Below are 2181 nucleotides of genomic sequence, written 5' to 3'. Positions count from 1 at the left end.
AAAATTCTGGAATCCGAGTTGCACGATGCCCTCACCCATCCTTCGACGGACGAGGTGCGTATCGCCGGAACTCAAGCGCCGCAAGCTGATGTTCGGGACCAGATCGCCCAAGCTCAGACAATCCTCCGACCGTCCCTCCATTAATCATTCCCTCGCTCAGCAGCACCGGCCACCGGCCCGTGACGCTCATGCAGCGTCGCGCGGCCGTCCCCGGCTGGGGTTTCGCAGCTTCGCTCAACCTACTCTCGGCGAGCTGATTGGCGTGCCTGTTGCTACGCTCCGTAACTGATCGGCTGGGAGATCAGGATGCGAGCGCCGCGACGTGGTCGGCGATCGCCAGCGACGCGGTCAGCCCCGGTGACTCGATCCCGAACAAATTGATCAGTCCGCCGACGCCGTGCTGTTGCGGCCCCTGGATGACGAAGTCCTGCACCGCGACTGCCGGCGGCACGATCTTGGGCCGAATGCCGGAGTAAGCCGGTTGCAGCGCGCCGTCAGGCAGCTCCGGCCAGTACTTGCGGATCGCCGGATAGAACCGCGCCGACCTTGCCGGGTCGACTTCGTAGTCCATCGTCTCGACCCATTCGACATCGGGGCCGAACCGCGCCTGACCGGCGAGGTCGAGCGTCAGATGAACGCCGAGTCCGCCGGGCTCCGGAACCGGATAGATCAGCCGCGAGAACGGCGCCCGTGTACTACAACTAAAGTAGTTCCCTTTCGCGTAGTAGCCGCTCGGCACCTGATCGGTCGGCATTGCGTCGATCGCGCGCGCCAGCGCAGGCGCGCCGTGTCCTGCGGCGTTGATCAGGAGCCGGCAACCCAGCGTCATCGGGTCTGCGCCGCCGACGTCGAGCGCGAAGCCGTCGTCGGTCTTGCGTGCGTTCAGCAATGGTGAATGAAACGCGAAGGCGGCGCCGGCCTCCTCGGCGTCACCACGTAGCGCCAGCATGTAGCCGTGGCTGTCGATGATGCCGGTCGAGGGTGACAGCAGCGCGGCGACGCAAGCGAGCGACGGTTCCAAGGCCTGCGCCTCGGGACCGCTCAGCGCCTGCAGATCATCGACGCCGTTGGCTTCCGCATGGGCGCGGATCGCCGCCAGCCGCTCGGCTTCATGCGCCGTCGTGGCGACGATCAGCTTGCCGCAATTCCGATGCGGCACGCCATGGTCGGCGCAATAGGCGTAGAGCGCGCGCTTGCCGCGGACGCAGAGCTCCGCCATCAGGCTGCCGGCGCGGTAATAAATTCCGGCGTGGATTACCTCGCTGTTGCGCGCCGAGGTGACGGTGCCGACGGTCTCAGCCTCTTCGAGCACGATGACCTCGCGGCCCGCTTGTGCCAAAGCGCGCGCGATCGCCAGACCGACCACGCCGGCACCGGCGACCACGCATTCAACCTCGTCCATCGCACCCACCATTCCAAAAAGTTCAACGCGTTATCACGGGATTAACCACTGTCCGTCAATTGATGAAAATTGTGTCAGAGGTGCCGTGCGCGGATGTGGTGTTTACGTGATCCAAACCCGTGCTGATTGAATATCCGGCCGAAATCTCCGGGTGGTTACATGGCGGTGAGGAAGCGGCAGGCCGGCGGGGTTACATTGTGGTTTGTGGCGGTCCTCTGCGTGACAGCGCAGGCGACTGGTGCGCAGGCTGCCTCCGGCTTCGTAGCCCCAAGTCAAATCGGCGGGCTTGATCCCGAACTCGTCTGGGAACTCCTGATCGGCGGTTTCGTGCTCGCCTGTTTCACCAGCGCCATCGCGCTGTGGGCGACCTCGCTGCTGCGACGGCAGCGCCGGTCTCAACTCCGCAAGAACATCCTGGTCGATTCGGTGCTCAACAAGCTGCGCCAGGGCGTGGTGATCGTCGACGCCAGGGGCCGCGTCGTATTCTGCAACGATCGCTATCTGGATATCTATGGGCTGAAGCGCGCCGACGTTCGTTATGGCATCACCGGCCGCGAATTGCTGGAGCTGCGCCGGGCCCGCGGTCAGGTCGACGTCAGCAACGACGAATTCACCCGCCAGGTCCATTCGGCTGACGGCTATGTCAGCGAGCTGCCGGATGGTCGGTCGGTGCAGATCAAGTTCTCTCGGCTCGCCAATGGCGGCACCATCGCCACCCACGACGACTGCACCGAGCTGCGCCGGTTGTCGAAGCAGCTCACCACCACCAAACAGTCCTG

The 2181-nt window shown here is 64.5% G+C and carries 2 protein-coding genes; one reads left to right on the top strand and one right to left on the bottom strand.

Annotated features, from left to right (window positions below):
- Positions 1-301: 301 nt before the first annotated feature.
- Entirely contained in the window at positions 302-1402 is a 1101-nt protein-coding gene (locus I5M_RS17450) for an NAD(P)/FAD-dependent oxidoreductase (protein WP_022722569.1), read from the bottom strand.
- A gap of 219 nt (positions 1403-1621) precedes the next feature.
- On the opposite strand from I5M_RS17450, the gene I5M_RS17445 reads away from it, so the two are divergent.
- On the top strand, positions 1622-2181 hold a 560-nt coding region (locus I5M_RS17445; protein WP_244432042.1), incomplete at its 3' end, for a PAS-domain containing protein.

Source organism: Rhodopseudomonas sp. B29 (genome assembly GCF_000333455.1).
Taxonomy (GTDB): Bacteria; Pseudomonadota; Alphaproteobacteria; order Rhizobiales; family Xanthobacteraceae; genus Rhodopseudomonas.
Note: the sequence above shows the minus strand (reverse complement) of the source record. Positions and strands in the feature narration are given on the sequence as shown.